This is a genomic window from Azospirillum sp. 11R-A (assembly GCF_049472615.1).
Lineage (GTDB): Bacteria > Pseudomonadota > Alphaproteobacteria > Azospirillales > Azospirillaceae > Azospirillum > Azospirillum palustre.
This window is the reverse complement of sequence record NZ_JBCEBL010000008.1, coordinates 77,714-104,273: the sequence shown is the minus strand read 5'-3', so window position 1 is coordinate 104,273 and position 26,560 is coordinate 77,714. Positions and strand designations below refer to the sequence as shown.

Annotated in this window: 23 protein-coding genes; 20 read left to right on the top strand and 3 right to left on the bottom strand. The window is 68.6% G+C overall.

The window, feature by feature from the left end:
• The first annotated feature begins 144 nt into the window (after nt 1-144).
• The 16 genes from VH569_RS13860 to VH569_RS13785 all read left to right on the top strand — a co-directional run bounded on the left by VH569_RS13860 (nt 145) and on the right by VH569_RS13785 (nt 18,713).
• Nucleotides 145-1,566 (top strand): FAD-binding oxidoreductase, encoded by a 1,422-nt coding sequence (locus VH569_RS13860; RefSeq protein WP_423315862.1) that lies wholly within the window; start codon nt 145-147, stop codon nt 1,564-1,566.
• Nucleotides 1,567-1,630: 64 nt separating this feature from the next.
• A complete protein-coding gene (locus tag VH569_RS13855) occupies nt 1,631-2,713 on the top strand; it encodes an ABC transporter substrate-binding protein (RefSeq protein WP_423315861.1) in 1,083 nt (360 codons plus the stop codon).
• A 94-nt stretch (nt 2,714-2,807) separates the two neighbouring features.
• Nucleotides 2,808-3,935, top strand: a complete 1,128-nt coding sequence (locus VH569_RS13850; RefSeq protein WP_423315860.1) for an ABC transporter ATP-binding protein — start codon at nt 2,808-2,810, stop codon at nt 3,933-3,935.
• Between the two features lies 1 nt (nt 3,936).
• Complete coding sequence (locus tag VH569_RS13845; protein WP_423315859.1) at nt 3,937-5,724, top strand: ABC transporter permease subunit; 1,788 nt, start codon at nt 3,937-3,939, stop codon at nt 5,722-5,724.
• Nucleotides 5,725-5,773: 49 nt separating this feature from the next.
• Complete coding sequence (locus VH569_RS13840) at nt 5,774-6,706, top strand: dihydrodipicolinate synthase family protein (RefSeq protein ID WP_423315858.1); 933 nt, start codon at nt 5,774-5,776, stop codon at nt 6,704-6,706.
• 217 nt (nt 6,707-6,923) lie between these two features.
• Nucleotides 6,924-7,736, top strand: coding sequence for an IclR family transcriptional regulator (locus VH569_RS13835; protein WP_423315857.1), 813 nt, complete (start codon nt 6,924-6,926; stop codon nt 7,734-7,736).
• A 30-nt stretch (nt 7,737-7,766) separates the two neighbouring features.
• The gene (locus tag VH569_RS13830; RefSeq protein WP_423315856.1) at nt 7,767-8,942 is read left to right on the top strand and encodes an alpha-hydroxy acid oxidase; all 1,176 of its coding nucleotides are present in this window, start codon (nt 7,767-7,769) and stop codon (nt 8,940-8,942) included.
• Nucleotides 8,943-9,195: 253 nt separating this feature from the next.
• Nucleotides 9,196-10,167 (top strand): amino acid ABC transporter permease, encoded by a 972-nt coding sequence (locus VH569_RS13825; RefSeq protein WP_423315855.1) that lies wholly within the window; start codon nt 9,196-9,198, stop codon nt 10,165-10,167.
• Between the two features lie 73 nt (nt 10,168-10,240).
• Nucleotides 10,241-11,080 carry a transporter substrate-binding domain-containing protein gene (locus tag VH569_RS13820; RefSeq protein ID WP_423315854.1) on the top strand — a complete coding sequence of 280 codons (840 nt, stop codon included), beginning with the start codon at nt 10,241-10,243 and terminating at the stop codon, nt 11,078-11,080.
• A gap of 128 nt (nt 11,081-11,208) precedes the next feature.
• Entirely contained in the window at nt 11,209-12,522 is a 1,314-nt protein-coding gene (locus tag VH569_RS13815; protein WP_423315853.1) for an NAD(P)/FAD-dependent oxidoreductase, read from the top strand.
• 32 nt (nt 12,523-12,554) lie between these two features.
• Nucleotides 12,555-13,106, top strand: a complete 552-nt coding sequence (locus tag VH569_RS13810) for an Lrp/AsnC family transcriptional regulator (protein ID WP_423315852.1) — start codon at nt 12,555-12,557, stop codon at nt 13,104-13,106.
• A 53-nt stretch (nt 13,107-13,159) separates the two neighbouring features.
• Nucleotides 13,160-13,501, top strand: a complete 342-nt coding sequence (locus VH569_RS13805) for a hypothetical protein (protein ID WP_423315851.1) — start codon at nt 13,160-13,162, stop codon at nt 13,499-13,501.
• Nucleotides 13,502-13,688: 187 nt separating this feature from the next.
• Complete coding sequence (locus VH569_RS13800) at nt 13,689-14,777, top strand: bifunctional nicotinamide-nucleotide adenylyltransferase/Nudix hydroxylase (RefSeq protein ID WP_423315850.1); 1,089 nt, start codon at nt 13,689-13,691, stop codon at nt 14,775-14,777.
• 97 nt (nt 14,778-14,874) lie between these two features.
• A complete protein-coding gene (locus VH569_RS13795; protein WP_423315849.1) occupies nt 14,875-16,584 on the top strand; it encodes an NAD+ synthase in 1,710 nt (569 codons plus the stop codon).
• A 30-nt stretch (nt 16,585-16,614) separates the two neighbouring features.
• Entirely contained in the window at nt 16,615-17,931 is a 1,317-nt protein-coding gene (locus VH569_RS13790) for a nicotinate phosphoribosyltransferase (RefSeq protein WP_423315848.1), read from the top strand.
• A gap of 17 nt (nt 17,932-17,948) precedes the next feature.
• Nucleotides 17,949-18,713 (top strand): isochorismatase family protein, encoded by a 765-nt coding sequence (locus tag VH569_RS13785; protein WP_423315847.1) that lies wholly within the window; start codon nt 17,949-17,951, stop codon nt 18,711-18,713.
• Between the two features lie 12 nt (nt 18,714-18,725).
• Here the strand turns inward: VH569_RS13785 and VH569_RS13780 are convergent, their stop codons facing one another.
• From VH569_RS13780 to VH569_RS13770, 3 genes are read right to left on the bottom strand one after another with little or no spacing between them, the layout of a single operon-like run.
• Nucleotides 18,726-19,934: a glutathionylspermidine synthase family protein gene (locus tag VH569_RS13780; RefSeq protein ID WP_423315846.1), complete on the bottom strand. Its 1,209-nt coding sequence runs from the start codon at nt 19,932-19,934 to the stop codon at nt 18,726-18,728.
• Nucleotides 19,935-19,938: 4 nt separating this feature from the next.
• Entirely contained in the window at nt 19,939-20,523 is a 585-nt protein-coding gene (locus tag VH569_RS13775; protein WP_423315845.1) for a DUF1190 domain-containing protein, read from the bottom strand.
• Nucleotides 20,524-20,542: 19 nt separating this feature from the next.
• Nucleotides 20,543-20,956, bottom strand: a complete 414-nt coding sequence (locus VH569_RS13770) for a DUF350 domain-containing protein (RefSeq protein ID WP_423315844.1) — start codon at nt 20,954-20,956, stop codon at nt 20,543-20,545.
• A 217-nt stretch (nt 20,957-21,173) separates the two neighbouring features.
• Here VH569_RS13770 and VH569_RS13765 point away from each other — a divergent pair, with 217 nt between their 5' ends.
• From VH569_RS13765 to VH569_RS13750, 4 genes are read left to right on the top strand one after another with little or no spacing between them, the layout of a single operon-like run.
• Nucleotides 21,174-21,782, top strand: a complete 609-nt coding sequence (locus VH569_RS13765; RefSeq protein WP_423315843.1) for a TetR/AcrR family transcriptional regulator — start codon at nt 21,174-21,176, stop codon at nt 21,780-21,782.
• Nucleotides 21,779-25,192 carry an acyl-[ACP]--phospholipid O-acyltransferase gene (locus VH569_RS13760; protein ID WP_423315842.1) on the top strand — a complete coding sequence of 1,138 codons (3,414 nt, stop codon included), beginning with the start codon at nt 21,779-21,781 and terminating at the stop codon, nt 25,190-25,192. Before VH569_RS13765 ends, VH569_RS13760 begins: the two co-directional genes overlap by 4 nt.
• A complete protein-coding gene (locus VH569_RS13755) occupies nt 25,189-25,869 on the top strand; it encodes a CDP-alcohol phosphatidyltransferase family protein (protein ID WP_423315841.1) in 681 nt (226 codons plus the stop codon). The genes VH569_RS13760 and VH569_RS13755 overlap by 4 nt, the downstream gene beginning before the upstream one ends.
• Complete coding sequence (locus VH569_RS13750; protein WP_423315840.1) at nt 25,866-26,540, top strand: lysophospholipid acyltransferase family protein; 675 nt, start codon at nt 25,866-25,868, stop codon at nt 26,538-26,540. Before VH569_RS13755 ends, VH569_RS13750 begins: the two co-directional genes overlap by 4 nt.
• Nucleotides 26,541-26,560: the final 20 nt, after the last annotated feature.

Here is a 26,560-nt window from a genome sequence, read left to right as displayed (position 1 = left end):
CCGGAAATTTCGCCGTCTATCCAAAAATTCGGTCTCTATGCAAAAAGTGGATTGTTGGCTCACCAATCACGCGCTATCATATTTCAGTTGCTGTAATCGAATAGCGATTACAAACAAACACTATGCAGATCAAGGAGATCGCGTGTGGACGTGATCGCTGAGCTGTCGGGCCTGATCGGCGCCGACGCCGTTCTGACATCCAAATCCGACCTGGACGCGGCGACGGAAGACTGGCGCGGGCGCTACCGCGGGCCGGCCCTCTGCCTCGTCCGGCCGGCGAATGCCGAACAGGTCGCGGCGGTGGTGCGCTGCTGCGCGCAGCACGGGATTCCGCTGCTGCCGCAGGGCGGCAACACCAGCCTGTGCGGCGGCGCCACCCCATGGGAAAGCGGCCTCGCCCCGGTCATCCTCAATCTGGCCCGCATGCGTGCGGTTCGCAGCATCGACCCGGTCAACAGCACGATGGAGGTCGAGGCCGGCTGCGTGCTCGCCACCGTGCAGGAAGCGGCGGCGGCGGCGGGACGGCTCTATCCGGTCAGTCTGGGCGCGGAAGGCTCCTGCCAGATCGGCGGGACCATCGCGACCAACGCCGGCGGCACCTCGGTCCTGCGCTACGGCAACACGCGCGACAATGTGCTGGGGCTGGAGGTGGTGCTGGCCGACGGCACCATCTGGTCCGGCCTGTACGGCCTGCGCAAGAACAACACCGGCTACGACCTGAAGCATCTGTTCATCGGGTCGGAAGGCACGCTGGGCATCGTCACGGCGGCGACGCTGAAGCTGCATCCGCTGCCGACGCGCCATGCCGTCGCCTGGGTCGGCATGGCGGATCCCGCCGATGCGCTGACGCTGCTGACCCGCGTGCAGCAGCGCTGCGGCGCCCGGCTGTCGGCCTTCGAGATGATCAACCGCCTCCAGCTCGATCTGGTGGTGGAACAGGTTCCGGGCCGCCGCAGCCCGCTCGAGACTTCGGCGGACTGGCATGTGCTGATCGAGCTGTCGGACAACAGCGACGGCGACGCGCTGGACATGGAACTTCAGCTGATCCTGGAGGACGCCTTCGGCGACGGGCTGCTGACCGACGCGGCGCTCGCCGCCAGCGACTCCCAGCGCCACGCCATGTGGGAGGTGCGCCACAGCGTGTCGGAGGCCAACAAGAAGGCCGGCGTCGGCCTGACCACCGACTGCGCGGTGCCGCTGTCGGCGGTGCCGACCTTCATCGACGCCGCCACTGCCGCGGTGCAGGCGCTGGTGCCGGATCTGCCGTCGATCGTCGTCGCCCATCTCGGCGACGGCAACGTCCACTTCATCCCCTTCTTCACCTTCGACGCCTGGAATGCGGTTGCCGACCGTGAGGCTCTCGCCGCCGCCATCCGCCATGCGGTGAACGACGAGGCCGCCCGGCTGAACGGCACCTTCAGCGCCGAGCACGGCGTCGGCCGCGTCCAGCTGGGCGAGATGGCGCGCTACAAGCCCGCCGCCGAACTGGCGCTGATGCGCGCGGTGAAGCAGGCGCTGGATCCGCAGAATCTGTTCAACCCCGGCCGCCTGCTGCCGCCGGGCTAAGCCCTTTCCGTATCGTTTCCTGCCGTTCCGTCCGCCGTTCCGGCTCACCAAGAGGAGTTCCGACATGAGCATCCGCCAATCCGGCTGGTCCCGCCGCACCCTGCTGAAAGCCGGCGCCGCCGGCACGGCCGCGCTTGCCATGCCGGCGATCTGGAGCCCGGCCCGCGCGCAGAACAAGCGGATCGTCGTGCGCGACGACGGCGGCATCTACACCAAGGCCTATGGCGAGGTCTTCTACAAGCCCTTCACCGCCGCGACCGGCATCGAAGTGGTCGGCGTCCAGGCCAATGCCGAGCCGACCGCGCAGATCCGCTCGATGGTGGAAGCCAAGTCCTACACCTGGGACATGGCGAAGATCAGCCAGCCGGCCATCCTGATGCTGACGGGCGGCGACAAGCCGCTGCTGGAGAAGCACGGGCTGGAGGCCGATCCGGCCGTCGCCTCGATCCCCAAGCAGTACATGTCGGAATACGGCGTCGGCACCAACGTCTACACCACCGTGCTGGCCTACCGCACCGAAGCCTTCAAGGGCCGCAAGGCGCCGGCCTCCTGGAAGGACTTCTACGACGTCGCCAACTTCCCCGGCCGCCGCGCCCTGCGCAAGCACCCGTTCGACACCATCGAACAGGCGCTGATGGCCGACGGCGTGCCGACCTCGGAGGTCTATCCCTGCGACCTCGACCGCGCCTTCAAGGCGCTGGACCGCATCAAGAAGGACATCTCCGTCTTCTGGACCAGCGGTGCGCAGGTCGAGCAGATGCTGCTGTCGGGTGAAGTCGACATGGTCCCGACCTGGGTGTCGCGTCCGCAGGCCGCCATCGCCGCCGGCGCGCCAGTCGGCATCGTCTGGGACCAGAACATCTGGGGCCTCGACAGCTGGGCGATCCTGGCCGGCACCCCGAACGCCGACGCCTGCCGCCAGTTCATCAAGTTCGCCTCCGATGCCAAGCGTCAGGCCGAGCTGGTGAAGTATTTCCCGGCCGGCGTCACCCAGCCGGAGGCCTTCAAGCACATCGACGCCAAGATCGCTCCCGACTGCCCGACCTTCCCGGCCAACATCGAGCGCGGCGTGCAGATCAACGCCGACTACTGGCTGAAGAACCAGCAGAAGGGTCTCGAGCGCTACAACGCCTGGCTGCTGAGCTGAGGAACAGCGGGTGGGGGATGCCGGTGCGGTGTCCCCTCCCCGCCCTTTCCGCCCCCATCCCCCTTCGGCCCCACCCCTTCGCGAGGAGGCGCGCATGTCTTCTTCCAGCCTTTCCGTCCAGGGTCTTGCCAAGCGCTACGGCGACTTCGTGGCGCTCGCCCCGACGGATCTCGTCGTCGCCGACGGCGAATTCCTGACGCTGCTCGGCCCGTCGGGCTCCGGCAAGACGACGCTGCTCAGCCTGCTGGCCGGGCTGGTGCCGCCCGACGAGGGAAGCGTGCGCATCGGCTCGCAGGACGTCACCTACGCCCCGCCCTATGAGCGCGATATCGGCGTGGTGTTCCAGAACTACGCCCTGTTCCCGCACATGACCATCGAGGAGAACATCGCCTTTCCGCTGAAGATGCGGAAGGTCGGGGCGACCGAAGCCAAGCGGCGCGCGCTTGAGGCGCTGGAGATGGTGCATCTGCCGCACATCGCCGGCCGCTACCCGCGCGAGCTGTCGGGCGGCCAGCAGCAGCGCGTCGCGCTCGCCCGCTGCATGGTCTACAAGCCGTCGATCATCCTGATGGACGAGCCGCTGGGCGCGCTCGACAAGAAGCTGCGCGAGCACATGCAGCTGGAGATCAAGCGCCTGCACCGCGAGCTGGGAACGACGGTCGTCTACGTCACCCACGATCAGGAAGAGGCGATGACGATGTCCGACCGCATCTGCCTGATGAATGCCGGGCGGATCGAGCAGCTGGGCACGCCGGCCGACCTGTATTTCCGTCCGCGCTCGCTGTTCGTCGCCGATTTCCTGGGCGAATCCAACATCCTGCCCGCCGCCCTGGGCAGCCGCAGCGGCGACGAGGTCGAGATCGGGCTCGGCTCGCAGGGCGTGTCCGGCCGGGCGCTCGCCAACGGCAACGACCTGCCGCCGGGCACCGAGGTGCGCGTGATGGTGCGGCCGCAGAACCTGACGGTCGCCCGCAAGGGCGGCGGCGCTGCGGACGGGCTCCAGGGCCGCGTGTCGGAGGTGATGGTCACCGGCAGCCTGACCAAGGTCTATATGGAGCCGCTGGACGGCAAGCTGCCGCCGCTGGTCGCCGCCTTCCCCACCCGCAACGACGACGACGCGGTCCGCATCGACGACGTGCTGACGCTGTCCTGGAGCGGCCGGGACGCCGTGGTAATCGCCGACACGCTGGCCGATGCCGCCCGCGCGGCCGGGACGGCGTGAGATGAGCGGACAGTCCATGACCATGACCCACGCCCCCGGCGCCAAACGCCATTCGCCCCCACCCGCCTGGCGCAAGCCGGTGCTGATGGGCGCCCCGCTCGTCCTGCTGCTCATCGCCTTCCTGGTCTTCCCGGTCGGGCAGCTGCTGGCGCTCAGCGTCTACAACGGCCAGGGCTTCACGCTGGCGCCCTACGCCCAGCTGTTCGCCTCCAGCCTCTACATCACCGTCCTGTGGATCACGCTGAAGATCTCGCTGGCGACGACGGTGGTCGCGGTGATCGCGGCCTATCCGGTCGCCTACCTGATCTCCATCGCCAAGGGCCCGGCGAAGAGCCGGCTGATCTTCTGGGTCCTGCTGTCCTTCTGGACCAGCTTCCTGGTGCGCGCCTTCGCCTGGGTCGTCATCCTCGGCCGCAACGGCGTCGTCAACAGCACGCTGATGTCGCTGGGCATCATCGACACCCCGGCCGACCTGCTCTACGGCTTCGGCGCCGTTCTGATCGGCATGGTGCACGCCATGCTGCCGCTGGCGGTGATGACCATGCTGGCGGTGATGGAGAACATCGACCGCACCCTGCCGCGCGCCGCCGGCACGCTGGGCGCCCGTCCCGGCACCGCCTTCTGGACCGTCTATTTCCCGCTGTCGCTTCCCGGCGTGGCAGCATCGGCGATCATGGTCTTCGTGTCGGCCATCGGCTTCTTCATCGTGCCCGCCCTGCTGGGCGGCCGGAAGGAGACGATGATCACCCAGCTGATCATCGATCAGGTGCAGCAGACGCTGAACTGGGGCCTGGCCGGTGCCATCTCGGTCCTGCTGCTGACGGTCGTGCTGGTGGTGTTCCTGCTGTACGACCGCGTCTTCGGCTTCGCGTCGCTGACCGGCGAGAGCGCCGTGGTGCGCAACCGCGACACCGCCATGCGGCGGCTGGGCGGGCGCGTGCTGGCCGCGCTCGGCTCCGCCAGCGATGCGCTGATCGGCCTGGTGCCGCGCCGCCTCCCCATCCGCGGCCGGTCCGAGCGTCCGGTGGCGCTGACCGCCTTCGTCTGGCTGCTGCTGGTGCTGATCAGCCTGCCGGCCTTCCTGATGATCCCGCTGTCCTTCGGCAAGGGCGGTCTCGCCTGGCCGCCGTCGGGCTTCACGCTGCAATGGTACCAGCAGCTGCTGGACTCGCCGATCTGGATGCAGGCGCTGTGGCGTTCCATCGTGGTGGCGTTCGGCACCGGCCTGCTGTCGATGGCGATCGGCGTTCCCGCCGCCTTCCTGATGGTGCGCAGCCAGATGCGGGGCAAGGGCGCCATGCTGGCCTTCATCCTGTCGCCCATCGTCGTGCCGCGCATGATCATCGCCGTCGGCATGTTCTATGTCTTCGCCCAGATGGGTCTGGTCGGCACCATCCTGGGTCTGGTCATCGGCCACACCGTCGTCGCCGTGCCCTATGTGGTCATGACGATGATGGCGGTGCTGCGCAACTACGACACCCGGCTCGACCTCGCGGCGCAGAGCCTGGGTGCCCGGCCGGTGGCGGCGCTGCGGCACGTCACCTTCCCGATCCTGGGGGCCGGCATGCTGTCGTCCTTCCTGTTCGCCTTCGCCACCTCCTTCGACGAGCTGACCATCTCCCTATTCTCCTCGGGCGGGCTGAGCGCCACGCTGCCCAAGCAGTTCTGGGACGAGGTGACGCTGCAGGTCTCCCCTGTCATCGCGGCGGTGTCGACCGGGCTGCTGCTGTTCGTCGCCACCCTGATCTATGTCGCGGACCGTCTGCGCCGCCGCAGCCTCGCCGGCTGAGACCGGCTCACCAACCGCCTTCACCACCAGCTTCTTCCAAGGACAAGACATGCTCAACGCCACGAAGATTCGCGGCATCCTGCCCGCCACCCCGACGCCGGTCACTGCCGACGGCACCATCGACGTCGCGGCCTCCAAGGCGCTGTTCTCCTGGCTTTTCCGCCAGGGGATCGACGGGCTGGTCCCGCTCGGCGGCACCGGCGAGTATGGGGCGCTGGCGAAGGACCAGCGCATCCGCTTCGCCGAGCTGTCGGTCGAGGCGATGGCAGAGGCCGGTGAGAAGCGCGGGCCGGTGATCGCCGGGGTGCTCGACACCGGCTATTACGACGCGCTGTCGGCGGGCCGCGATTTCGCAGCCGCCGGTGTGGACGGTCTGCTGGTGCTGACCCCCTACTACACCAACCCGACGCAGGCCGGCATCCGCGACTATTTCCTGCGCTATGCCGACGAATCGCCGGTGCCGATCCTGATCTACGAGATCCCCTACCGCACCCGCATCGCCATCGATCCGGAGATCCTGCACGAGCTGTCGCGGCACGAGCGGATCGTCGGCATGAAGGCCTGCAACACCGACATGTATCATTTCCTGCGCACGGTGGCGGGGGTGGACTCCTCCTTCGCGGTGCTGAGCGGCGAGGACACGCTGTTCCCGCTGCATGTGGCGTCGGGCGCCCGGGGCGGCATCGTGGTGACGGCCAACCTGCTGCCGCGGGCGTGGAAGCTGATCCACGACCTCGCCTCCACCGGCAAGCTGGACAAGGCGCTGGAAATCCACCGCACGCTGATCCCGATGATGAACCTCGCCTTCGCCGAGACCAACCCCGGCCCGATGAAGGCGGTGATGGATCTGATCGGCGTGCATGCTCCCACGATGCTGGCGCCGCTGCGCGAGCCGGCCGAGCCGCTGAAGCAGTCGCTGCGGCGCGAGCTGTCCCGCCTGCTGGTCACTTACGAGGGAATGCCGGCCGCCCAGCCGGTATGACGGGTTGCACCGCGCGGCGCGTGGCATTCGGTTCGCCGGATGCTATGCGTTAGCGTGGACATGCCGGCCCCTGGCGCGCAAGCACGGGACCAGGGGCCGGCGGGATGGAGACTGCCTTGGGGAATTGCCGATGACGCGGACAGCAGGACGGAAGCCGAAGGCGGAACAGGCCGTGACGGAAACAGGCGGAGCTTCGGCTGAATCGACTGCGGCCGGTATGACTGCGGAGCCGGAGGCAAAGAAGGCCGACCCGCGCGAGTCTTCGCTGTTCGTCGGCTCGACCGAGAAGACCTTCCAGATCCTCCACGCCTTCGACGGGCCGCACCGGCAGATGCCGCTGTCGGAGATCGCCAGAGCCGCCAACCTGGACCGCAGCGCCGCGCAGCGGCTGGTCTACACGCTGGAGGTCCTCGGGTATCTGCGCCGCGTCCACGGCACGCGCAACTACGCGCTGACGCCGAAGCTGCTGCAATTCTCCTACAACTACCTGCGTGCCAACGAGCTGATCGAGAAGGCCTTCCCCTATCTTCTCGACATCAGCCGCAGTGTCGGCGAGACCGTCAACATGCAGGAGCTGGACGGCACCGAGATCGTCTACGTTGCGCGGTTCCCCGGCAAGCATCTGGTCAACATCGAGTTCATGGTCGGCAGCCGCCTGCCCGCCTACTACACGGCATCCGGCACCGCCATCCTGTCGCGCCTGTCGGAGGAGGAGCAGGAGGACATCCTGGCCCGCACCGACCTGCGACCGCTCACCCCCTTCACGGTCTGCGATCCCGACCAGCTTCGTGCCCGCGTGCGGGAGGCCGGAGAGAAGGGCTATGCCCTGCTGATCAACGAGGCGGTGATGGGCGACATCTCGGTCGGCGCCGCCATCACCGACGAGCATGGCCGCGCCGTGGCCGGCCTCAGCATCTCGGTCCCGGCCACGCGCTGGACGCCGGAGCAGGTCGAGCGGGAGCTCGCCCGCCATGTCCAGGTGGCTGCGGCCTCCATTTCCGTCCACAAATTCGGCGGCTATTCCCGATAGCGGCCCCACCCCGCGGGAGGCGGTGATCCCATGGCGGCCCACCAGGCATGCCTGAACATCGACGAGTTGCGGCTGCGCGCCCGCCGTTTCCTGCCGCGCGGCCTGTTCGAATACATCGACCGCGGCACCGAGGACGAGACCTCCCTGCGCCGGCTGCGCGACAGCTTCGCGCAGGCCGAACTGACGCCGCGGGTGCTGGTCGATTGCAGCGGACGCCACACCGGCGTGACTCTGTTCGGCCGCGACCGCCCGATGCCCTTCGTCGTCGCGCCGACCGCCGCCGCCGGTCTGGTCCGCTATGACGGCGAGGTGCTGCTGGCCCGCGCCGCCCGCGCCGCCGGCATCCCCTTCAGCGTCTCGACCCAGTCGATCACCAGCATCGAGGCCATTGCGGAGTCCGGGGCCGAGCTGTGGTTCCAGCTTTATGTCTGGCGCGACCGCAGCCTGACCCACAGCCTGCTCGACCGCGTCGCCGCCTGCGGCGTGGACACGCTGATCCTGACGGTGGACACCGCGGTTTCGCCCAAGCGCGAGTATAACCGACACAACGGATTCAGCGTTCCGGTCACGCCGTCCCTGCGCGGCGCCCTGGACGTGGCGCGCCACCCGGCTTGGGCCGGCGGGGTGCTGCTCCGCCTGCTGGCCAATGGCGGCTGGCCGGGATACGCCCATTATCCCGAACAGTTCCGCACCCGCATCACCGACGCCGCGGCGCACGACCCGATCCGGCTGTGCGACCGGGTGAGTTGGGACGATGTGGCGGAACTGCGCCGCCGCTGGCAGGGGCGCATCATCCTCAAGGGCGTGCTGGCGCCTGAGGATGCGCTGCGCGCGGCGGCCGCCGGGGTCGAGGCCATCGTGGTGTCCAACCATGGCGGGCGCAATCTCGATTGCGCGCCGTCGCCGCTCACCGTTCTGCCACGGATCGTGGACGCGGTCGGAGACCGGCTGACGGTGCTGGCCGACAGCGGGGTGCGGCGCGGCAGCGACGCGGCGAAGCTGCTGGCCGCCGGGGCCGCCGCGGTTCTGCTCGGCCGGGCGCCGCTGTTCGGTCTTGCGGCCGGCGGACAGGCGGGGGCGGAGCATGCGCTGGCGATCCTGCGGGATGAACTCGACCTGACCATGGCCCTGCTCGGCTGCCGGACCGTGGCCGATCTCCCCCTGCTGCGACGCCTGCCTGCCGGCCGGGTTGCCGAACCGGCGTGATCGCCGTCGGCGCATGAGGTCACCTCCGGCCAGAGGCCGGAGGTCCGGCGACCTTTAAAAAAGCCCTTCGCCCGCTTACGACGGCGGCCCGCTCAATTTGGCGGGTCCGGCCGGCGTACCGTCGGGTTGGACCCGGCGATTTTCCGAATTTTCCCTCGCGAACCGGCGGATTGCCGGATACCGCCCGTCGCACAGCCGGTACAGGCTGAGGAACGGACTGTGGGTGAAACGCACGGAAGGGAAAATCGCAGGCATGTACCACGACCATGTGCGCCGGGACAGATTGACGAACAAGGCGTGGTTCCTGGGCGTGCTGGCGCTCGCCGTCACCGTGGCCGGCATCGTCGGCGGCATCGGTCACACCGGCCTTGGCGCCCCCTTCGCAGCGGTGGTCGCGGCCCTGCCGGGCGGCGAGTCCCTGGCGACCGTCTGGGCCGCCATCGGCCTTGCGCTGGTCTTCACGCTGAACATCCATCTCATCGGCCGGCTCGGCCTGCGGTTGCAGGTCGCCGCCGTCTGGCTGGAGGTGTTCAGCCTGTTCCTGGTGTTCTTCTACAGTTTCGACCTGTCCTACAGCTTCATCCTGAGCAAGCTGTCCTTCCTGATCACCCAGGGCGTCGCCACGACGCTGTACATCTCGGCGATCTCCATCGCCATCGCCTTCGTGCTGGCGATGGTCGGCGCCATCGCGAGGCTGTCGAACAACGGCTTCGCCATCGCCATCTCGTCCTTCTACACCTCCTTCTTCCGCGGCGTGCCGCTGCTGATCCAGATCTACCTGATCTATCTCGGCATCCCGCAGCTCGGCTACGTCATCGGGGCGATCCCGGCCGGCGTGGCGGCGCTGTCGCTGTGCTATGGCGCCTACATGACGGAGATCTTCCGCGCCGGCATCATGAGCATCCCCAAGGGCCAGTGGGAGGCCGCGCGCGCCCTCGGCTTCGGGCCGATGCACACGCTGGTGCTGATCGTCCTGCCGCAGTCGCTGCGCCTGATCATCCCGCCGACCGGAAACCAGTTCATCGCCATGCTGAAGGACAGCTCGCTCGTCTCGGTGATCGGCGTGTGGGAGCTGATGTTCCTCGCCCGCACCCAGGGCCGCGACGAGTTCCGCCACCTGGAAATGCTGATCACCGCCGCCGGCCTTTACTGGCTGATCTCCATCGTCCTGGAGCAGGTGCAGGCCCGGCTGGAGCGCCGTCTGGCGCGCGGCCACCGCCACTGAGCCGGCCCGGTCACTTCCCGAGAATTCACATCGTCCGAACGCCAAGGCTTCCCCTCACGTCAGGAGACCGTCCATGACCCTGCTCAAATCCCTGTGCCTCGGCGCCGTCGCCCTCGGCGCGCTCGCCATCTCCAACGGTGCAGCCATTGCCGGCGCCACGCTGGACCGCATCACGCAGAAGAAGGAAATGGTGGTGGCGACCGCCGCCAACTGGCCGCCGCAGTCCTTCATGAACAAGGACAACCAGCTGGACGGCTTCGACGTCGAGGTGGCCAAGGAGATCGCCAAGCGGCTGGGCGCCACCGCCCGCTTCATCACGCCGGAATGGGGCATCATCACCGCCGGCAACTGGAATGGCCGCTGGGACATCTCGGTCGGATCGATGACGCCGACGACCGGGCGGACCCGCGTCCTCGACTTCCCGGCGATCTATTACTACACGCCCTATGTCTTCGCCGTTCACAAGACATCGAAGCTGGACAATCGCGCGGCGCTGAACGGCAAGACCATCGGGGTCGAAGGCGGCACGACCTCAGAGGATTACATCAACGGCAAGCTGAAGATCGACGCCGTCGGCGTTCCCGAGTTCACCGCCGACGTGAAGCCGGGCACCGTCAAGACCTATGGCGACAGCGTCGGCCCGCTGGACGATCTGCGGCTGGGCGACGGCGTGCGGGTGGATGCCATCGTGTCCGCCCTGCCGACCGTCGAGGCGGCGGTGAAGCGCGGCTACCCGATCCGCGCCATCAACGACAAGCCGGCCTATCACGAGCCGCTGGCCATCGCCATCGACAAGGGCGATGCCGAGCTGAACGCCAAGCTGACGGAAATCGTCGCCGCCCTGAAGGCGGACGGCACGCTGAAGTCGCTGTCGGAGAAGTGGTACGGCATGGACTACACCGTCGCGAAATAAGTGGGGCGTCAAATAAGCCGGGCGCCAGATAACCGGTCGGAGGCCGGCCGCCTCCTTGCGCGGCAGCCGGCCTCCGACAAGCCTTACAGATTACCCGATACCAATCCGGCAAACGGAACCCAACCGGCATGCTCGACTACCCGAACACCTATTACAGCGCCACCCGCCGCCCGGCGAACGACCACGCCCCCCTGCGCGGTACGGTGGCGGTCGACGTCTGCGTGATCGGTGGTGGACTGGCCGGCCTGTCGACCGCCTGGGAGCTGATCCGGCGTGGCCGCTCGGTCGCGCTGATCGAGGCGCAGCGGATCGGTTGGGGGGCATCCGGCCGCAACGGCGGCTTCGTCCTGCAGGGCTGGTCGGAGGGGCTGCGCAACATCGAGGCCCGCTGCGGCCGAGACCATGCCCGCGCGCTGTTCGGCCTTTCGGTGGAAGGCGTGGAGATCGTCCGCGACACCATCGCCGGCAACTCCCTGCCCGGCTGCAACCCGACGACCGGAAAGCTCAGCGTCACCCGTTACGAGGCGGCCGGCCAGTTGCAGCGCCACCGCGACCACATGGCGCAAAGCTACGGCTACGAGTTCACCTACATCGACCGCCCGACGCTGCGCGGTCTGCTGAAGAGCGACCTCTATTTCCAGGGCCTGCGCGACCTGGTCGGCTTCCATTTCCACCCGCTGAACTATTGCCTCGGCCTTGCCGACCTGATCGCCGGCGCCGGCGGGCGCCTGTTCGAAGGCACCGCCATGATCGGCATGAGCCGCACCGACACGCCCGGCTCCGGGGGGCGCTGGCGGGTGGATGCGGTGGACGGATCGGTCCTGTGCCACGATGTGGTGATGTGCGGCGGCGGGTACGGTGGACCGGAGTTTGGTGCCCTGCGCCGGGCCTTCCTGCCGATCGCCACCTATGTCGTGCTGACCGAGCGGCTGGGCGACCGGCTGGCGGACTTCGTCGCCACCACCGACGCGGTCGGCGACGACCGCCGGTCCTCCGACTATTACCGCATCGTCGACGGCGACCGACTGCTGTGGGGCGGACGGATCACCACCCGCTGCGAACAGGACGAACAGCGGCTTGCCGCCATGTTGCGACAGGACATCGGCGGGGTCTTCCCCGGCCTTGCCGATGTGCGGATCGAAAAAGCGTGGTCGGGGCTGATGGGCTACGCGCGCCACAAGATGCCGCACATCGCCAAAATCGAGGACGGTTTGTGGAGCTGTTCGTCCTTCGGCGGGCATGGCATGAACACGGCCCCCATCGGCGGGCGTGTCGTTGCCGAGGCGATCACCGGCGAAAGCGACCGCATCCGGTTTTTCGCCCCTTACGGTTTGACCTGGAATGGCGGTATCTTCGGCCCCCCTGCGGCGGAACTGGTCTATACGGGACTGCGCCTGATGGATTTCTGGCAGGAATCGCGATCCCGGCGTCAGGGCGCTTGAGGGGTCGATTGCCGATGCGGGGGAACGAGGGAATGTCTGGGCCGGGCAACGAGCAGGGGTTCCGCCTGACGGACAAGGACAAGCAGCTTCTCGCCCTGCTGCAAAAGAACGCGCGGGAGCCGACCTCTTCGCTGGCCCGCAAGATCGGCGTGTCGCGGACGGCCTTGCAGGAGCGCATCCAGCGGCTGGAGAGTGCCGGCGTGATCGAGGGCTATTCGGTCCGCATCAACCACAGCAAGCTGATCTACACCGTCAACTGCTTCACCATGGCGGTGTGCAACAACAAGACCTATTCCGACGTCATCGCCCAGATGCGGACGATGGAAGCGGTGCAGGCGGTGTATGCCATTTCCGGCGACTGGGATTTCGTCATCCATGTCGCGACGGAGACGCTGGAAAAGCTGAACACCGAACTGACGCGGATCAACATGATCAAGGGCGTCATCCGCACCACCTCCTGCATCGTCATGGAGACGAAATTCGACCGCCGGCTCGCCTTCATGGGCCGGATGGGGGCCAATCTGCTTGAGAATGCTGGCGATTTGCCGGATCCGGGACAGGAGGGCGCCCAGGCCGCGGATTGACGCGCCGTTTCGACGCCTGCGCTGTTCACGCAGCAGACGCGTCGGAGGTTCTCTTGTCCAGCAAACCCAGCCCGCTCACCACCCCCGATGGCCGCTACATCGTCGTGCGCGGACGTCTGTGGCGCACGGCCAACCCGGCTTTGTCCGACGAGGCCCGCGCCGGCCTCGTCGCCGATCTGATGCGGGCACGCCGGACCGTGGCGACCGCAAGGCGGGCCGGCGACGACAGCGCGGAAGCGGAGGCGCATGCCGCCGTCGATCAGGCCAAGCGGGCGCTCGGCGAGCGGGGACCCGTCTGGTGGTCCGACGGCGCGCCGGACTTGAACCGGCACATGGTCCGGACGACACCCTATGCCGACTGGTTCCGCGAGGTGGGCGGCACAGGCGAGCGATAGGCTGCGGCCAGCCATGCGGCTCGGCCAACGGTATTGCTCCGAAAGAGCATATCTTGTGACCTTGAGAAATGCCGGCCGAGCCCGTATCGTTTGTGTGCCGCGGATAGACTGCGGCGCTCTTTCAGCAAGGAGCTTGCTGAGCATGACCATCGTTTCTCCTACCGGACGCGAGTCCGGAGCCCTGTGTTTGCCGCAGAAGACCGTGGCCCCCGGCGCCCAAGGCGCCTCAGGCTTCGATTTTCTGGTCTTCGTCGGCCGCTTCCGCCCCTTCCATCTCGGCCATCTCACCGTCATGAAGCGGGCCCTGTCGCTGGGTCGGCATCTGATCGTTCTGGTCGGATCGTCGCGTCAGGCGCGCAGCCACCGCAATCCCTTCCGCTTTGAGGAGGTGCGCTCCTGCATCGAGGGCGCCTTCACGCCGGAAGAGTGCGGGCGCATCACGGTGCTTCCCCTCATCGACCGCTACAACGACCTGGAATGGATCCGCGATGTCCAGGCCGCGGTGCATGGCGTCGTCGTGCAGCATCACCGGCCTGCCGACGGCTCGCCCCCCAAAGTCGGGTTGATCGGCCACTCGAAGGACCACAGCAGCTATTATCTGCGCATGTTCCCGCAATGGGGCGCCGTGGAGTGCGCGAATTTCCAGGGCATTTCGGCGACGCCGATCCGCGATGCCTATTTCGCCGACGCGGCGGCGGCGCTGGAGGAGTGGAAAGAGGCACTGCCCGCCACTGTCGCCGCCTTCCTGGCGGAGTTCGCGCACACCGACGAGTACAAGCGGCTGGCCGAGGAAAGCGCCTACATCGCCAAATACAAGGCGGGCTGGGCCAATGCCCCCTACCCTCCCACATTCCTGACCGCCGATGCGGTGGTGGTGCTGTCCGGCCATGTCCTGCTGGTCGAACGCCGCGGCCTGCCGGGGCGCGGCCTGCTGGCGCTGCCCGGCGGCTTCGTCGGCCAGCATGAGCGGATCAAGGACGCCATGATCCGGGAGTTGCGGGAGGAGACGAAGCTCAAGATCCCGGCGGGCTTCCTGGAGGGCGGCATCCGCGCCAGCCAGATCTTCGATCACCCCTACCGCTCGACCCGCGGGCGGACGGTGACGCAGGCCTTCCTCATCCAGCTCAAGCCCACCGACGAAGGCTTTCCAAAGGTGCGCGGCGGCGACGACGCCAGATCGGCGCGCTGGATGCCGATTGCGGACATCGATCCCGAACGGATGTTCGAGGATCACTACCACATCATCCAGACCCTGATCGCCCTGTCCAACAACTGAACGCGGCCGGCTTCCGCACACATGGTCGGGGTCGCATCACACCATGACGATCAAGCCCGCCGGACAGACCGGCGGCATTCGGCAAAGGAGCTTTGCCATGTCCAACACTACTTCCAGCCTGCGCATCGTCTGCGTCCAGGCCAACCCCACGGTCGGCGCGCTCCAGGGCAATTTCGACATCGTCCGCCGCCTTCGCGCGCAGTATCGCGGCAAGGCCGACCTGCTGGTGTTCAGCGAGTGCTTCGGCAGCGGCTATCCGCTTCAGGATCTGGTGCTGCGTCCGGGCTTCCGGCGCGATTTCCGCGCGGCGCTCGACGCGCTGGCCGGTGAGATGCGGGGCGACGGCGGACCGGCGGTGCTGGTCGGCGGTCCGCTCGACGGCGCCGCCCTGCCCTACAACGCCGCCTTTCTCATCGAGACCGATGGGTCGATGAAGATCGTGCTCAAGCACACGCTGCCGAACGACGAGGTCTATGACGAGAAGCGGGTCTTCGCGCCCGGCCCGCTGCCCTCGCCCGTCGATTTCCGCGGCTTCCGCCTGGGCATCGCCATCTGCGAGGATTTCTGGCACGGCAAGGTCGCCCAGGCGCTGGCGGCCGAAGGGGCCGAGATTCTGATCGTGCCGAACGGCTCGCATTTCAGGACCGGGAAGCAGGCGGTCCGCCTCGCCATCGGCCGGCGCACGGTCAAGGCCACCGGCCTGCCGGTCCTCTACGTCAATCAGGTCGGCGGACAGGACAGCCTGGTGTTCGACGGCGGAAGCTATGCGATGGATCGGGCCGGGCTGGTGATCGCCCAGGCCGGCTTCCGGGAGTGCGAGTTCGACATCGCGCTGGAGCGCGGCGAGGACGGCGGTGTCGATCTGCGGCGCGGCGACGTGCTCGGCATGCTGCCGAACGGCTATCCCGACGAGACCGAGGCGATCTATCGGGCGCTGGTGCTGGGCCTCCGCGACTACGTCGACAAGAACGGCTTTCCCGGCGTGGTGCTCGGCATGTCGGGCGGCATCGACAGCGCCCTGTCGGCAGCCGTCGCGGTGGACGCACTGGGGGCCGCGCGCGTGCTGCCGGTGCGCATGCCGTCGCCTTACACCTCGGCGGAGAGCATGGAGGATGCCGAACGGGCCGCTTCCCTGCTCGGCACCCGTCTGCTGACCGTGCCGATTGCGCCGGCGATGGCCGCCTTCGACGGCATGCTCGCCCCGGTCTTCGATGGCCTGCCGGTGCCGGCGGCGGACACCACCTTCGAGAATGTCCAGGCGCGGGCGCGCGGCATGACCCTGATGGCCCTGTCCAACCGGCTTGGGCTGATGGTGCTGAGCACCGGCAACAAGAGCGAGATGAGCGTGGGCTACGCGACCCTCTACGGCGACATGTGCGGCGGCTATTCGGTGCTGAAGGACGTCTACAAGACAATCGTCTTCCGGCTGGCGCGCTGGCGCAACACGCACAGGGCCGAAGGGCTGCTCGGCCCGCAGGGTGCCGTGATGCCGGACCGTATCATCGCCAAGCCGCCGAGCGCCGAACTGCGCGAAGGGCAGACGGACGAGCAGGCGCTTGGCGCCTACGAGCATCTGGACGCGGTGCTCGCGACCATGGTCGAGGGGCTGAACGGAGCGGACCGCGCCGCCGAACTGGCGAGTGCCGCCGTCGGCCAGCCGATCTCCACCGCCTATGCCGAGCGCATCGCCCGCCTGACGGCGCGGGCGCAGTACAAGCGCGACCAGAGCCCTCCGGGCGTCGTCGTCACCGAACGGACCTACGGGCCGGGCTGGCGTCTGCCGGTCACCAACCATTACGGGCTGTGACCCGGTCAGCGAGAACAGGAGGTTCCAGCCATGCTCGTCAATTTCAGTGGCCGCGCCCACAACCACAACTTCGCCACCGACTTCATCGTCCGGTCGCTGCTCGACACCGACTGGTACAAGCTGGCGATGCTGCAATTCATCTGGCGGCATTTCCGCGACGTGAAGGTCCGCTTCAGCCTGATCAACCGCACCCGCTCGGTGAAGCTGGCCCGGATCATCGACGAGGCCGAATTGCGCCGCCAGCTGGACAATGTGCGCTCGCTGCGCCTGAAGCGCTCGGAGGCGGTCTGGCTCCAGGGCAACACCTTCTATGGGCAGCGCGGGATCTTCCGGCCCGAGTTCGTCGCCTGGCTCGCCGACGATTTCGCCCTGCCCGACTACCGGCTGTCGGAGGAGGACGGCCAGTGGCGCCTGGATTTCGAAGGCTCGTGGGCGATGACGACGATGTGGGAGATCTACGCCCTCAGCGTCATCAACGAGCTGAAGACCCGCGCCGCGCTCGCCAGCATGACCGAGACCGAACTCGACATCCTCTATGCCCGCGCCAAGGTCCGCCTGTGGGACAAGATCGAACGGCTGCGCCCGTTGGAGGATCTCAGCCTGTCGGATTTCGGCACGCGGCGACGGCACAGCTTCCTCTGGCAGGAATATGTGGTGGAGACGATGGCGGCTGAACTCGGCCCGCGCTTCATCGGCACCTCCAACACCCATCTGGCCATGAAGCACGATCTGGAGGCCATCGGCACCAACGCGCACGAGCTGCCGACGACGGTCGCGGCGCTGGCGCGGACCGACGGCGATCTGCGGGTGGCGCAGTACGATGTGCTGCGGCTGTGGCAGGAGACCTATGGCGGCGCGATGCTGGTGTTCCTGCCCGACACTTTCGGCTCGACCCAGTTCCTGCGGGACGCGCCGGACTGGGTGGGGGACTGGACCGGCATGCGGGTGGACAGCAAGGAGCCGGTGGCGGCGGGCGAGGAATACATCGCGTGGTTGGAGCGCCACGGCCGCGATCCCCGCGAGAAGCGCGTCCTGTTCAGCGACGGGCTGGACGTCGAGGACATCGTGATGCTTCACCGGACCTTCGGCGGCCGCATCCGCGACGGCTATGGCTGGGGCACACTGCTGACCTCGGACTTCCGGAACTGCCACCCGCGCAACGGCCAGGGGCTCGACCCGCTGAGCCTCGTCTGCAAGGTGACCGCGGTCGAGGTCGACGGCGCCTGGAAGGGGGCGGTCAAGCTCAGCGACAATTACGAGAAGGCCACCGGGCCGGCCGCCGAAGTCGCCCGCTATCGTGCCATCTTCGGCACCGAGGGCGTCGCCAACGTCCCGGTGCTGGTCTGAACCGGAGGAGAGGAACCATGACCGAGACCATCATGACCCCAGCCATCGGCCCCGCCGCCGCTCTGGAGGCCGTCGCCGCCGCCCTGCCGGTGCGCAGCACCAGTGTTTCGCTGGCCGGCAAGCGGGTTGGGAAGCTCGACGTCGATCCGGTGAACGGGTTCGCCGCCATCGGCGGCGGCAATCTGGCGCCGCCGGTCGCCAACGCCCAGGTCTCCCGCATGATCGCCGAGATCGACCGCACCAACCGGCTGTTCCTCTCGGCCGGCTATCCCATCGCGGTGTTCCTCGACACCCATGAGCCGGGCAAGCCCGAATATCCCTACCCGCCCCATTGCGAGGCCGGCACCGGCGAGGAGAATCTGGTCGAGGAACTGTCCTGGCTGGACGGCACCCCCGGCGTCACGCTGATGCGCAAGGACTGCATCAACGGCGTGGTCGGGACGACCGACCTGACGACGGGGCAAAACCGGCTGTTCGACTGGATCGCCGCCAACGGCATCGAGACGCTGGTGGTGGACGGCATCTGCACCGACATCTGCGTGCTTCAGGCGGTGCAAGCCCTTTTGTCGGCGCGCAACCACGGCATGACCGGGCCGCTGCGTGAGATCGTCGTGTATGAGCCGGGCTGCTCCACCTACGACCTGCCGCTCGACACCGCCCGCAGCCTCGGCCTGCCCGACACCGCGGCCCACCCGCAGGCGGTCGCCCACCACATCGGGCTGTACCTGATGCAGGCGAGCGGCGCCATCATCGCCGACGGACTTGTCTTCGGCGGCGCATGACCGCAAACGCGGTCAGGACGGCGCGATCATGTGCGGGACGAAGCGGCTGGTGTTGCCGGTGATCAGCGCGCGGTCCTCGCGGATGCCCAGACCGCAGGCCCTGTCGCCGGCCATCCAGACGCCGAAGACGGCATGGTTGCCGGCGGTCTCCGCCAGCGGCGTGAAGGACTGGTAAACCCAGCCTTCCTCGCCATAGGGCCCTTCGGTCTGGGCGATGGGCTGACCGATGGGCAAGCCGGCGGCGTCGAGGGTGGCGATGCTGACATTGCTGCCCTCGCGGCCGAGCAGCGGCTTCGCCACCACCGTACTGCCGGACGGAAAGCCGGTGCGGTCGAGCGAGGTCTGCAACAGGTTGGGGTGGCCGGGGTTCAGCTCCCACAGCAGGGCGAACAGCCCCTTCGACGCCATCACCATCTTCCAGGCCGGCTCGATCATCCGGATCCGGGCTTGCGCAGCAGCGGTCACCAGTTCACGGCCGGTCTCCTCCCGGATCATCCAGTCCCAGGGATAGAGCTTCATCAAATGCCGGATCGGCAGGCCGGCATCGTCGAGGAAACAGCCGGAGGCGTCGTCGTAGCGGATCGCCTGGATCGGCATCGCCTTGGTGGTCATGCCGGCGCGCAGGGCCAGGGTCTGGAGATAGGCGATGGTCGCCTCGTCCTCCGGATGCGGCATCAGGCAGGCGAAATGCACCGCCTCGGCCTGCGATGCCAGCGCGGGGAAAGCCTGCATCCGCGCCTGCCAGCGCTCGACCAGGACTTCTTCCAGGCTGTTGAACTGGTCGGCGTCGGGATGGACGTCCTGAAGCCAGCACCATTGGGCGACGGCGGTTTCATAAAGCGAGGTCGGCGTTTCCGCATTCAGCTCCAGCGCCTTCGGCGGCCCGCCCTTGCCGTCCCAGGCGAAGTCGAAACGGGCGTAAAGCGCCATGTCCCGCCCTTCGCGCTCTTTCCAGCTCGCTTCGATGGCGGGAGCCGCCCAGCGGGGAAGTCCGACCGCCTCGTACAGGCCCCGCGTCACGACATGGCCGACCGCCTCTGCGCACAGGCGGTAGACCTCCTCGGCGGCCTCCTCCAGCGTTTCGATTTCGGCGAGGGAGAAGCGCCAGTAGGCGCTTTCGTCCCAATAGGCCGTGCCGTCGGCGTCGGTGTGGAAGGGAAAGCCGATCTCGTCGAGCTTGGCCTGCCATTGCAAGCGGGGGGCCGTGGGCACGCGCTCCATGATCTCAGCTCCCCGAGAAGCCGCGCGACGAGCCGGTCGAGCCGAAGCCGGCGCTGCGCCCGCTCGTGGTGACCGTGAAGGACTTGCCCGCATTGCCCGAGCCCGGCCGGTAGTAGGAGCCGGAACTGGAGGCCACGCCGCCGCTGCCCTGGCGAATCTCGTCCCGGCGCTGCGGCGGCAGCGGCGTCTCGGCGATCCGGCTGCTGCCGCTGCGGGCATAGCCCTGGCGGTCGAAATACACCGGCTGGGCGTAGCCGCCGGTCAGGCTGCGGCCGATCATGAAGCCGACCAGCGCCGGAACGAAGATGCTCCCCGTGCCGCTTCCGACGCCCTCGTTGGCCGGGGTGCAGGCGCCGTCGCCCATCTCCGCCTCGCAGGCCTCCCGGCTGGCGAAGCGGGGGGCGCCGGCCAGATGCTCCTGGCTGGCGGCGGCAAAGGCCTCGGCGCAGTCGCTTGCCGGCTTCTCGGCGGTGCAGGCCTCGATTGAGGGATAGACGGTCGCCTCCTCTGGGCCGTCCTCGCCGCAGGCGAACAGGAGCGGGCTGATGCCGCCCAGCAACAGGGCCGCGACGGTGCGCGAGCGCTTCATCGGAAAGCCTTTCCTCAGATCAATAGGTCAGCGAGCCGTAGTTCAGCAGCCCGACCGCGATGGACAGGCTGGCGAGCAGGATGCCGTAAGCGGTGCGGTCGGCTTCGACACCGGCACGGAAATCCGGCAACAGCACGCGCGAGCCGATGACGTAGGCCAACAGTTGCGACACCAGCGCGATCACGCCCCACACCGCCAGATCGACGATGTTGCTGGTGTGGGAGGCGACGCTCGTCAACGGCAGGGCGAAGCCGATCATGGCGCCGCCCAGGGTCAGGGCCGCGGTCGTGTTTCCCTGCCGGACCAGGGCCAGATCGCGATAGGGGGTGACGGCGGTGTAGGCCAGGATGAACAGCAGCAGGAACCCCAGCATCACGATAGCGAAGAGCAGATATGACGGAAGGGTTGTCAGAGACTGGAGAACCGGCGTCATATCTTCATCCAACGTTGCATCGCTACCCCCTAGCGTTGCATCGTTCGTGGGCATTCGACAAGGACGGATCGGCATGGCGGGGGGCGAAGCGCGGCGGCTCATAGGGGGTATATCCATGGGCGGAGCCCGGAACGGCGCACCCTATACTTATTTGCCGTTGCGCCCGTGAAGTGGCCTCGTCACCTTGTGAGTGAACATTCATTCACATGGAGGCGTCATGTCCACCGACGTTCGCCACAAGGTCCGCGATGCCGCCATCGCGCTGTTCGCCCAGAAAGGGGTGAAGGCGACGACGGTCCGCGACATCGCCCGGTCGGCCGGGGTCTCGGAGGGAGCGCTCTACCGCCACTGGCCGAGCAAGGAGGAGCTGGCGGCCGACCTGTTCGCGGCGGAATACACCGCCATGTCGCAGAGCCTGCGCGAGGCGGCGGGCCAGGGTCCGGCGCCGGAGCGGCTGCGGCGGGTCATCCATCACGCCTTCCATCTGGCGGAGGCGGCTCCCGACCGCACCCGCTTCCTCCTGCTGTCGCAGCATGAATCGCTGCCGCTGGTGCCGCAGGGTCAGGAAACGCCGGTCGACGTGATCTGCGGCATCGTCGCCGACGGGATCGCGGAGGGCAGTATCGTGCCGGCCGACCGCGACGCGCTGTCCCACATCGTCATCGGCGCCATCGTGCTGAACGTGCAGTCGCAGGTTTACGGCCGGCAGACGGCGCCGCTCTCCAGCCTCGCCGACCCGATCGCCGATGCGATCCTCACCGGGATTGCAACTCCCGCCGTCCCCCTCGCCGCCCCCCTCACCGCCAGGACCGGAGCCGGCCGATGAACGCGTCATCCCTTCTCGCGTCGCGGCGCTTCCTGCCGCTGTTCCTCGCCCAGTTCCTCGGCGCCTTCGGCGACAATGTCCTGCGCGGCGCCATCGCGGTGCTGGCGGTCTATGGCGTGTCCGGCGAGGGCGCGCTGAGCGGCGCAATGATCTCGACCCTGGCGGCGGGCGCCTTCACCCTGCCCTTCCTGCTGCTGTCCGCCACCGCCGGCCAGCTGGCCGACCGCTACGACCGCACGGTGATCGCCCGCATCGTCAAGCTGGCGGAAATCGGGCTGATGGCGCTGGCATCCTGGGGCATCGTCGCCGCCGACCTGCCGGTCCTGATCGTCGCGCTGGTCGGCATGGGCGCCCATTCGACGCTGTTCGGGCCGGTCAAGTACGGCCTGCTGCCCGACCTGCTCGACCCGTCCGAACTGACCGCCGCCAACGGTCTGGTCGAGGCCGGAACCTTCGTCGCCATCCTGCTGGGGACCATCGCCGGCGGCTCGCTGGCCCTGCTCCATCCCTGGGCGGTGCCGGGCATGCTGGGCGCTTCCGCGCTGCTGGGTCTGGCCGCATCGCTGTTCATCCCGCGCGCCGGCAATGCCGATCCGGCGGTGGCTGTCGGGCTCAACCCGCTGGCGGTGACGGTTCGGGTGCTGCGCTCGGTCGCCGGCGACAGGGCGTCGATGCGGGCGATCCATGGCATCTCGGTGTTCTGGGGCGTCGGCGCGGTGGTGATGGCGCAATTCCCGTCCATCGCCCGCGAGACGCTGGGAACCGACAGCGGCGGCGCCACCCTGCTGCTGGCGGTGTTCGCCATCGGCGTGGCCGCCGGCTCGGTGTATGCCGGCCTCAGCCACCGCACGCCGTCCACCGCCGATGCCGGCCGCGCCGCGCTGGCCGGTCTGGTCGCCGCCCTGGCGGGCGCCGTCCTGCCCCTGCTGACCCCGGCCGTCCCGGCTTTGGTACCGCTGTCGCCCCTGGCCCTGCTGGCCCAGCCCTGGGCGCTGCCGCTGCTGGCCGACCTCTTTGTCATCGCCGCCGCCGGGGGCGCCTTCGCCGTTCCGCTCTATGCGCTGATCCAGCATCGCGCTGCGCCGGGTAACCGCGCCCGCGTCATCGCCGCCGCCTATGTGGTCAATGCGCTCTACATGGTGGCCGGCTCGGCGGTCGCCGCCGGGATGCTGGCGCTGGGGGCCTCGCCGCTGACGGTCGCGTCGGTGGGCGGTGCCAGCATGGCGGTTGCCGTGGTGATGGCGCTCGCCGTCGATGCGCAGGCGCTGATGCGCGCCGTCTTCCGCGGCCTGTTCCGGCTGGCCTTCCGTGTCGAGGTTCGCGGGGCGGAGCATCTGACAAATCTCGATGGCGCCGCCGTGGTGACGCCGAACCACCAGTCCTTCCTGGACGGCGCGCTGCTCGCCGCCTTCCTGCCGGGCATGCGCTTCGCGGTCGACACCCACATCGCCAAGCACCCGCTGGTCAAGCCCTTCCTGGCAATCGCCGACCATGTCACCATCGACCCGACCAACCCGCTGGGCACCCGCATCCTGGCCCGTGCGCTCGCCGACGGCGACAAGGTCTGCGTCTTCCCGGAGGGGCGGATCACCGTCACCGGGTCGCTGATGAAGATCAACGGCGGCCCCGGCATGCTGGCCGACAAGGCGCGCTGCCCGGTGGTGCCGGTCTGCATCGAGGGCGCCCAGCGCTCGCTCCTGTCGCGGATGAAGGGCCGGCTGCGGCTCGGCCTGTTCCCGCACATCACCATCACCGTGCTGCCGCCGGTCAGGACGCCGGATGTGGGCGGTCTGGTCGGCAAGAAGCGGCGCGCCGCCCTGAAGTCCTGGCTGTCGCGCGTGATGACGGAGAGCGTCTTCGCCGCCCGCCCGCGGCAGGAGACGCTGATGCTGGCCCTGCTCGACGCCCGGGCCAAGGCCGGGGCGCGGGAAGAGGCCGTGCAGGACGGCGATTTCTCCACCCTGTCCTACCGTGCGCTGGCGGCCCGCGCCCTGGTGCTCGGCCGCATCCTGACGCGCGGCACGGAAGCGGACGAGCCGGTGGGCGTGCTGCTGCCGACCGCCTCGCCGACGGCGGCGGTGTTCTTCGGCCTCGCCGCCCATGGCCGGCCGGCCGCCATGCTGAACTTCACCGCCGGGCCGGATGCGGTGAAGGCCGCCTGCCGCGCCGCCGGGGTGCGCCGGATCGTCACCTCCGCCCAGTTCATCGAAAAGGCCCGCCTCGGCGCGCTGGTCGAGGCGCTGGCCGCCGACCACGCCATCATCCATCTGGAAGAGGTCAAGCGCGGACTGCGGCTGGGCGACAGGCTGCGCGCCCTGGCGGCTCTGGTGGCACCGGACCGGCTGCTGCCGCCGCAGGGAAACGGCGACGACATCGCCGCCATCCTGTTCACCTCCGGGTCGGAGGGGCCGCCCAAGGGCGTGGCGCTCAGCCACGGCAACCTGCTCGCCAACATGGCGCAGGTGGCATCGGTGGTGGACTTCAACCGGCAGGACGTGGTGTTCAACTGCCTGCCTGTCTTCCACTCCTTCGGCCTGACCGGCGGCATGCTGCTGCCGATCCTGAACGGGGTGAAGACCGTGCTCTACCCCAACCCACGCCATGTCCGGCTGATCCCGGAGCTGGTCTACCAGACCAACGCCACCGTCCTGTTCGGCACCGACTTCTTCCTGAACGCCTGGGCGCGGTCGGCCGATCCCTATGACTACCGCTCGCTGCGCCTCGTCTTTGCCGGGGCAGAGCGGCTCCAGGACGAGACGCGGCGCGTCTATACCGAGCGGCTGCGCGTCCATCTGCTGGAGGGCTACGGCACCACCGAGACCGCGCCGGTGATCGCCGTCAACACCCCGGCCCGCTTCCGTCCCGGCAGCGTCGGACAGGCCCTGCCCGGCATCGAGACCGAACTGGTGCCGGTGCCCGGCGTCGATGTCGGCGGGCGGCTGCGGGTGCGCGGGCCGAACGTGATGAAGGGCTACCTGCACGCCGACCGTCCCGGCGTGATCCAGCCGCCGCAGGATGGCTGGCACGACACCGGCGACATCGTCGAGATCGACGCCGACGGCTTCATCCGCATCGTCGGCCGGGTCAAGCGCTTCGCCAAGGTGGCGGGCGAGATGATTCCGCTCGGCCTCGTCGAAGAGCTGGCGAGCCTCGCCGATCCGGACGCCACCCACGCCGCCGTCGCCCTGCCCGATGCCAAGCGCGGCGAGCGGATCGTGCTGGCGACCACCGGCACCACGCTGACCCGCGATGCGCTGGTCGCCGCCGCACGGGCCAGGGGAGCGCCCGAGATCGCCATTCCGCGCGACATCCTGCGCATCGACGCCGTCCCGCTGCTGGGCACCGGCAAGACCGACTATCCGGCCGTGACGCGGTTCGCCGCGGAGGCCGCAGCCAAGGAGCCTGCATGATGGAAAACAGTGCAACCGCCGCCAAGGCTGCTGCCGCCGACCGCCGCCCCATCGCCACCCGGTCGGCCCGCTGGGCGCAACGGCTGGCGGCGTGGCTGACCACGACGCCGGTGACCCCCAACCAGATCTCGCTGCTGTCGGCGGTATGGGCGGCAATCGGCGGCGCCCTTCTGCTCCAGGGCGGCGTGCTGGCCTGGATCGGCGCCGCGCTGTGCGTCCAGCTGCGCCTCGTCTGCAACCTGCTCGACGGCATGGTCGCGGTGGAGGGCGGCAAGGGATCGCCGGTCGGCGCGCTCTACAACGAGATCCCCGACCGCGTCGCCGACACCGCCTTCCTGGTGCCGCTGGGCTATGCCGCCGGCCTGCCCTGGCTCGGCTGGGCGGCGGCGCTGGCCGCCATGATGACCGCCTATGTCCGCACCTTCGGCGGCGCCCTGGGGCTGGCGCAGGATTTTGGCGGCGTGATGGCCAAGCAGCGCCGCATGGCCGCCCTGACCGTCGCCCTGCTCGCCCAGGCGGTCGAGCATGCGCTGTGGGGCACGCGCTACAGCCTGCTCGCGGCGGCCTGGATCATCATGGCAGGAAGCCTGCTGACCGTCGCGACGCGCACGCTCGGCATCGCCCGCCGCCTGAATGCCCAACACCTGGAATCCCTCAAGCCGGAGGTCCGGTCATGATCTCTCTGTTCCAACCGGCGCTCCGCCACGGTCTGCTCGGGCTGACCCGCCTGCTGGTCGGCGCCCGCGCAAGCTGGGAAGGCAGCGCCCCCGCGGACGTTCCGCGCATCTATTTCGCCAACCACACCAGCCACCTCGACACGCTGGCCGTCATGGCGGCCCTGCCGGCGAATCTCAGGGCGCGCACGCATCCGGTGGCGGCGCTCGACTATTGGGGCGGTTCGGCCCTGCGCCGTGCAGTGGCGGTGGGCTGCCTGAACGCGCTGCTGGTCGACCGCACCGGCAAGGCGACGGCGGAGGTGATGGACGCCATGGCGGCGGTGCTGGAAAGCGGGCAGTCGCTGATCCTCTTTCCTGAGGGCACGCGCGGCGACGGCACCGTGGCGCCGTTCAAGAGCGGGCTTTACCACCTCTCCCAACGGGTGCCGACGGCGGAACTGGTCCCCGTCTTCATCGAGAACCTGCACCGCGTGATGCCGAAGGGCATGCCGCTGTTGGTGCCGCTGATCTGCACCATGCGCTTCGGCGCGCCGCTGCAAGGGATCGCGGGCGAGGACAAGGCGGCATTCCTGGGGCGGGCGCGCGACGCGCTGGTGTCGCTGTCCCGGCCAGCCTCGCAATCCAACTCCCAGCCCGCCCCCCAACCTTCCGACCAACGGACCACCCAATGAGCAGCGCGATCAACTCAGTG